Origin of the sequence: uncultured Veillonella sp., assembly GCF_934190855.1 — a bacterium.
In the GTDB taxonomy this organism is placed as follows: domain Bacteria; phylum Bacillota; class Negativicutes; order Veillonellales; family Veillonellaceae; genus Veillonella.
Window position 1 is genome coordinate 1 of record NZ_CAKPTN010000072.1, and the last position, 8,120, is coordinate 8,120.

At 39.0% G+C, this 8,120-nt stretch carries 4 protein-coding genes; all 4 read right to left on the reverse strand.

The genetic code is table 11. The features are described 5' to 3' along the window. A partial coding sequence (gene ligA / locus Q0F90_RS05465) for an NAD-dependent DNA ligase LigA (RefSeq protein WP_296004052.1) occupies nucleotides 1-1,751 on the reverse strand: 1,751 nt, incomplete at its 3' end. A gap of 26 nt (nucleotides 1,752-1,777) precedes the next feature. After that, on the reverse strand, nucleotides 1,778-3,967 hold the full coding sequence (pcrA, locus tag Q0F90_RS05470; protein ID WP_296004054.1) for a DNA helicase PcrA: 2,190 nt from the start codon (nucleotides 3,965-3,967) through the stop codon (nucleotides 1,778-1,780). Between the two features lie 179 nt (nucleotides 3,968-4,146). Then, the gene (locus Q0F90_RS05475; protein ID WP_296004056.1) at nucleotides 4,147-5,088 is read right to left on the reverse strand and encodes a manganese-dependent inorganic pyrophosphatase; all 942 of its coding nucleotides are present in this window, start codon (nucleotides 5,086-5,088) and stop codon (nucleotides 4,147-4,149) included. 160 nt (nucleotides 5,089-5,248) lie between these two features. Further along, the coding region (locus tag Q0F90_RS05480) for an efflux RND transporter permease subunit (RefSeq protein WP_296004057.1) at nucleotides 5,249-8,120 on the reverse strand (2,872 nt) is incomplete at its 5' end.

Here is an 8,120-nt window from a genome sequence, read left to right on the forward strand (position 1 = left end):
GCTTCTACAACATCTACAGTCATCTTGAGGCCAGCTTGTGTTAACCCTTCAATAATAGCTACATGAGCCGGATCTTGACGATATTCAACGATACTATCTGCCATTGTAGGTCCAATCTCTTCCACTGCAACGAGTTCTTCCTTAGTAATAGTCATAAACCGTTCCATAGATTGCACTACATTAGCAATTGTTGCAGCTGCTTTAGAGCCAATTAGACGAATACCAAGGCCATATAATACGCGGTCCAAACCACGATTTTTAGAGTCTGCTATAGCTTTTACTAAATTCTCTGCAGATTTCTTGCCCATTCGATCCATAGTAACAAGTTGGTCTACCGTTAAATGATATAGATCCACCACATTGGCAATTAGCTTATTATTGATTAAGTTTTCTACAATGCTAGGGCCTAAACCATCAATATTCATAGCATCTCGAGAGGCAAAGTGAATGATTTGCTCTTTCTCGATAGCAGGACAATGTTTATTGGTACAACGTACGGCTGCTTCCCCTTCGCGACGAACGGCAGGAGATTCGCATACTGGACATGTGTTAGGAATTGTAAAAGGCACTTCAGAACCAGTACGTTTTTCCGGAACTACGCGAATAACTTCTGGAATGATTTCCGCAGCCTTGTGAATGATGACATGGTCACCGATACGGATATCCTTTTCATTAATAAAGTCTTGATTGTGTAATGTTACACGACTTACATTCGTACCAGATACAAATACAGATTCAAGTTCACCAGTAGGTGTGAGAACACCTGTACGACCTACATTAATCGTAATGTCCTTAAGAATGGTTTCTACCTCTTCTGGAGGATATTTGTAGGCTGTAGCCCATTTAGGATCTTTTGCAGTACTGCCAAGTGCCTCTTGATCATCAAAGCTATTTACTTTAATAACCATACCATCAGTATCGTATGGCAAGTCATGACGTTTTTCATCCCAATAATTGATAGTTTCAATAACTTCATTAATGGTTTGACATACTCGATAGTGAGGATTTACAGAGAACTTAAAGTTTTCTAAGCTTTTAAGTAATTCCTCTTGGCTATGTATACTAGCGCCCTCTTGAGAACCAATTGCATAGGCAAAGAAGGCTAAATTACGACTTGCTGTAATAGCAGGATCTTGTTGACGCAAGGAACCTGCCGCCGCATTACGAGGATTCACAAATGTTGGCAACCCCTCTTCATCACGCTCTTCATTGATACGTTTAAATTCGCTACGAGGCATATAGGCTTCACCGCGAACTTCGATAAACTCCGGTGCATTTTCTAGGTATAAAGGAATAGATTTAATGGTGCGTACATTGGCAGTTACATCTTCACCAACGCGACCGTCACCACGCGTTACGGCACGAACAAACATACCATTTTCATAGTGCAAATTAACAGCCAAGCCATCGATTTTCAGCTCTACTACATAAGCAGATGGCTTATGTCCTAATTCCTTTTCTACACGATTTGCAAAAGCTCTAACTTCATCAGCATTGAATACATTGGAAAGGCTCAACATAGGACGGCCGTGTACGACCTTTTCAAAGGAGCCTTCTACCTTCATGCCTACACGTTGTGTTGGAGAAGACGGCACAATATATTCAGGATGAGCTGTTTCTAAATCCACAAGCTCACGATATTTTTTATCATATTCAAAGTCACTCATCGTAGGAGCATCTTTTACATAGTATAAATACTGTGCGTGAGTTAACTCCTGTTGTAACTCTTTGATTCTATCTTTCGGATTCATCTTACATCCCTTTATACAGAAAATTACTACCCTTTTTTAACAGGTGCGAATTTGGCCATAACCACTCGTACACCTTGGGTTGGGAACTCAATAGTTAGCTTCATGCCAGCCCCTTCGCCAGCAACGTTAATAACCTTACCATTGCCCCACTTACTATGAATAGCAGTATCCCCAACCTTCCAATCTGCAATCACTTCATTGCGAACAATTGGTTTCGTTACAGGACGGCTTGTAACACTCATATGTTGCGGCACATGACGCTTAATATCATCAGGTACTTTGCGCTTAGCACGCAAACCATCTACTAACTCTTCAGGAATTTCATCGATAAAGCGAGATGGTAAATAGCTGCTTGTACGACCAAATACGGTACGTGTCGTGGCATTAGAAATATATAATTCCTTCTCTGCACGAGTAATACCTACATAAGCTAGACGTCGCTCCTCTTCGATTTCCTCAGGGTTCATCAAGGTGCGACTATGCGGGAATAAACCTTCCTCCAAGCCTCCTAAGAATACAATAGGGAATTCCAAACCTTTAGCAGCATGTAATGTCATTAACGTTACTTTAGACTCTTCTTGCTCGAAGGAATCAACATCATTAACGAGGGCTACTTGTTCTAAGAAATCCTCTACAGTGCCAGATGGATTTGTATCTTGGAAGTCTTTAGCTACAGATAAAAGCTCACCAATATTCTCAGCACGTGCTTGATCTTGTGGATCTGTACTTTCCTCTAACTGAGCTAAATAGCCTGTTCTATCTAAAATAGACTCTAAAATATCCAGTACGGTTCTATCTTCCATTTCAGCTACAAGAGTAAAGATAAGAATACCAAACTCTTCTAACTTTTCTTTAGTCTTCCCCTTAATGGAGTCTACCAAGTGTAGCTGTGTTAAGGTCATAAATAAAGACGTTCCATTAGCACGAGCATAGTCTTGTAGTTTAGCCACTGTAGTAGCACCAATACTACGCTTAGGTACATTGATGATACGTAACAAACTCAAATCATCGAAAGGATTATATAATACGCGCAAGTAAGCTAATACGTCCTTAATTTCTTTACGGTCATAGAACTTTGTGCCCCCCACCATTGTATATGGCAAGGCGCGTTTGATGAGCGCCTCTTCAAGCACACGAGACTGCGCATTTGTACGATATAAAATGGCCATATCACCATAAGGAACGCCATGAATATCGTGTTTTTTAGCGATTGTATCGCCAATAAAAGCCGCTTCCTCATGTTCAGATTGAGCCGTAAAGTGCTGGATCTTAGCCCCTTCAGTCTTGTCAGTCCAAAGATTTTTCTTTGGTCGACCTTCATTATTCTCGATAACAGCATTGGCTGCATCGAGGATAATTTTAGTAGAACGGTAGTTTTGTTCTAATTTAATAGATGTGCAGTTCGGATAATCCTTTTCAAAATCTAAAATATTTTGAATATCTGCACCACGCCAAGCGTAAATACTTTGGTCAGCATCACCTACTACGGCGATATTCTTCCAATGAGAAGCCAAGAGTTTAGCTAATAAATATTGAGCATGGTTCGTATCTTGATACTCGTCGATCATAACATAACGAAAACGTTTGCTATATTTATCTAGAACAGCTTCATTAGACTGCAATAATTTTACGGCCACCAATAGTAGATCATCAAAATCTAAAGCATTATTCTTACGCAATTCACGTTCATAATACTCGTAAACATCAGCTACCTTTTGTTGGTAAAAGTCTCTCGCTTGTTTTCTAAAATCAGAAGCAAAGAGCAATTTATTCTTTGTATCTGAAATAGCGGCTATCATAGCACCTACAGGATAGTATTTGTCATCGAGATTTAATGCTTTTAAAGCAGCCTTAATAACAGCTTGTGAATCAGATGTATCGTAGATAGTAAAGTTACTGTTATACCCTAAGAAATTATCTAACTCAAAACGTAAAAACTTAGCACAGAAGCTATGGAACGTACTGAGCCAAATACGATTAGCCACATCACCTACAAGACCTTCCACACGGCTTTTCATCTCTTTGGCCGCTTTATTGGTAAAGGTAATGGCTAAAATTTCATAAGGATTGACACCTTGTGCTAACAAATGTGCAATACGAACTGTTAAAACCTTTGTTTTACCAGATCCGGCACCGGCTAAAATCAATAAAGGGCCTTCCGTATGTTGTACGGCTTGTTGTTGCTCTTTATTTAAACCTGTTAATAATGAATTCATCGGAACACCCCAATTGCCCTTACATAATGGTTATAAAAATAACTCAAATAGAACTTAATGAGCTATAGCTTTATATTTTAAAAATAACATTTGTTATGGCTACATATATAACTAAAGTCATTTAAACTCTACACATAGAGAAGAAGAACGTTGCAAGCAACGTTCTTTTCCTTTGTATACTATTTCATAGCACCAAGGATTGGTGGTACGATTTGTTTTTTACGAGACATAGTGTTAGGCAAGAATACACCATTGTCTTTAACTTCTTTTTCAAATGCTTTAGCTACAACAGCCTCTACATCACCGCTGAATAACAATGTAGTACTTTCATCAAGAATATTTGTAATCATGATATAAGATGCATCGTAGTTGTTAGCGCTGCGAAGAGACTCTAACGCTTGTACTAATTCACCTTGCTTAGCCAATACGTCAGTTGTATCCATTACAGAAATTTGACCGATAGAAATCGTTTTACCAGCTTCGGAGAATTCTTTCATGTCTGTACGAACAATATCATCGTTAGTCAAATCAGAAATATCTGCACCAGCCTTTAACATATCAAGGCCATAGGACTCGATATCTACACCAGCGATTTCAGCCAATTTGTGAGCCATTTCTTTATCTGTTTCAGTACATGTTGGAGAACGGAATAATACAGTGTCAGAAATGATAGCAGATAACATCAAGCCTGCAATAGCTTTAGGAATTTCTTGATTGTTTTCCATGTACAATTTAGTAATGATTGTATTGGAGCAACCTACTGGTTCTAAGCGCATGAATACAGGACCATCAGTTTCAAAGTCACCAATGCGGTGATGATCCACAACACCACACATATTCATTGATTTGTAACCATCGATAATTTGTTTAGATTCATTGTGGTCAGTTAAGTACAAATTGCCACCTTCTGGAGCAAACTCTTCCCAGTTCTTAACGATTTGCGGATGTTCAAAACCAAAATGGTTCAAAATGTATGTTGTTTCTTTATTTGCTTCACCTGCACATACTGGAGTTGCTGGTGTGCCCATTTGTGTTAACAAATTAGCAAAGGAAATAGCAGAACAAATAGAATCTGTGTCAGGGCTTTTATGACCTGCTACATATGTTTTTACGTCACTCATAATATACCTCTTTTATCTTTAGTTTCACATTTTATATTGACCTAGGTCAATCCGATTTTTAACTATATTATTATATCATAAAACATACAAAAAAACACGCCACTACTTAGTAGTGACGTGTTTTTTGTCTATCTATATTAAGAGCTAATATAGAAAATTATTAATGATCTTTTTTACGGTTTGTTAACAAACCAGGACCAAGTGTTTCAATGATGATGAACAACATTGGAATGATAAAGATACCAAACAATGTTGCAGTTGTCATCCCTGCTACTACTGTAATACCCATGGATGTACGAGCACCAGAACCAGCACCTGTAGATACTGCCAATGGTAATACACCGAGGATAAATGCGAAGGACGTCATCAAGATTGGACGCAAACGAATTTTTGCAGCTTCTATAGCAGCATCAACTACGTTCATACCGCGCTCGTCAACACGAATCTTCGCATATTCGATTATCAAAATCGCATTTTTCGCAGCCAAGCCTACTAATGTTAAAAGACCTATCTGCATGTAAATATCGTTAGCTAAGGCATATCTACCTGTAAAGTTCAACAAGAATGGTACTAATGCGGCACCAATCATACCAGATGGTACGGAGAACAATACGGCAAATGGAACCTTCCAAGATTCATACAAGGCCGCCAAGATCAAGAATACGAAGACTAGACCTAAACCAAGAATCATCATAGTTTGAGAACCAGCTTTTAACTCTTCACGAGATTGACCAGCCCAATCATATGTATAACCTGTAGGTAATGTTTTAGCTGCCGCCTCTTTCAATGCATTAATAGCATCACCAGAGGAGTAACCACGTGCTTGAGAACCGCCGATTTGTACGGCCATAGCATTATCAAAACGAGTAATACTAGATGGCATACCAGTTTGTTCCTTCGTAATGTAATTAGATACAGGAACCATAAGGCCCTTACTATTACGAACAGCTAACATATTAAGCTGATCTGCATTTTGACGATACGCATCTTCAGCTTGAACTACTACTTTATAGTTTTTGCCATATGTAGTAAAGTCATTGACTTGGATACTGCCATAGAAACCTTGTAATGTAGTAAAGATATCTGTTAAAGCAACACCATCTTGTGCCGCTTTTTCACGGTTAATATCAAATTGCAAGGACGGAGTAGAAGTATCAAAAGTAGTATAAATACTTTGAATAGCCGGACTCTTACGAGCTTCCGCTAAGAATTCATTAGCACGTTCAGCCATAACTTGTGGACTATCACCAGCTTTGTTAATAAGGTACATGCTAAAGCCACCAGTAGTACCAAGACCTGGAATAGATGGTGGATTCATAGCGATAACTGTTGCTTCAGGAACACCTTGTGCAGCAAAGCCAAATGTTTGACCAACTAGAGCATTAATAGAGTCAGCTTGAGTGGTACGATATTTCCAATCAGACATAGTGGCAAAGATAACACCAGCACTAGATTTTTGACCACCACCTAGAAGGTCAAAGCCTGCTACAGTAAACACAGATTGGAATAATTGTTCTTCCTCAGGTTTCTCAGGATCATTTTTACCTTCTAAGAAGGAAGCAATCTTCTCAAGTGTTGCCATAGTACGCTCAGATGTAGCACCTGGCGGTTCATTAACAGCAATCATATAGTAACCGCTATCCTCTGCAGGAACAAAGGACGTTGGCAAGAAGTGGAATACTAAACCTGTACCACCTGCAAAGATAAGCAATGCAATGACAGTCAAGCTTAGTCGATGACTTAGACGGGCTAATTGGATACCATACCAATTACTGAATCGCTCAAGAGCATCGTTAAACTTGTTCAATTGACGATGTAACCAATCTTCATGCTCCTTAGGAGTATGAGGTTTTAACATAGTAGCACACAAGGCAGGTGTTAAAACGAGGGCTACAATGGCAGAAATAACAACGGAAACAGCAATTGTTAATGCAAACTGTTTATAAAGAATACCTGTCATGCCCCCCATGAAGGCAACTGGAATAAATACAGCTGACAATACAAAGGCGATACCAATAACAGGACCTTGTACATTCTCCATCGCTTTAATAGCAGCCTCTTTTGGAGGTAAGCCATTATACTTTAATTCATATTCAACCGCTTCTACTACAACGATAGCGTCATCCACGACGAGGCCGATGGCCAATACCATTGCAAATAGGGTTAATGTATTAATGGAGAAATCTAAAATGACAAAGGCACCAAATGTACCGAGCAAAGATACTGGTACGGCAATCATTGGAATGATTGTGGAGCGCCAAGATTGTAAGAATACATAAACTACAACTAAAACGAGGAACAATGCTTCAATGAAGGTATGTTCAACCTCATTAATAGAGGCACTAACGAATTTTGTATTATCTACAACTACCTTATATTCTAAATCAGGCGGGAAAGATTTAGATTGTTCGTCTAAAACCTTCTTCACGTTAGCGATAGTCTCTAATGCATTCGCATCACTTTGAAGAGAAATAGCAAAACCAGCAACTTCTTTATGAGCAGATTTAGCAATAAAGTTATAGTCTTTAGCACCAATTTGAATACGGGACACATCTTTTAAATGGAGAACCTTGCCATTGGAGTTCTTAATCGCAATGTTACCGAATTGTTCCGGTGTTACTAAACGACCGTCAATTTTAATAGGATACTGGAATGCTTGTTGACCATTTGTAGGATTTTGACCAACTGTACCAGCAGCAGCTTGAAGGTTTTGCCCTCTAATTGCAGCCGTTACTTCAGATAAAGTAACGCCTAGTTTTTGCATTTTAGCAGGATCTAACCATATGCGCATAGAATAGTCAGAACCGAACTCTTGCACGGAACCTACACCTTTGATGGATTTAATAGCATCCATCATGTAGTTTGTTCCATAGTTTTTCAAGAATGTAGAATCATATGTACCGTTTGGGGAGTTCAAAGAGAAAATCAAGGCCATGTCGCCAGATGATTTTGTTGTTGTAACCCCTACGGCTTGAACCTCCGCAGGTAATTGTGAAAGCGCTGCTTGTACACGGTTTTGTGTATTAACCGCA

Coding starts and splice junctions, on each gene's coding strand:
- pcrA (WP_296004054.1), bottom strand. CDS start 3,967: ATGAATTCATTATTAACAGGTTTAAATAAAGAGCAACAACAAGCCGTA.
- Q0F90_RS05475 (WP_296004056.1), bottom strand. CDS start 5,088: ATGAGTGACGTAAAAACATATGTAGCAGGTCATAAAAGCCCTGACACA.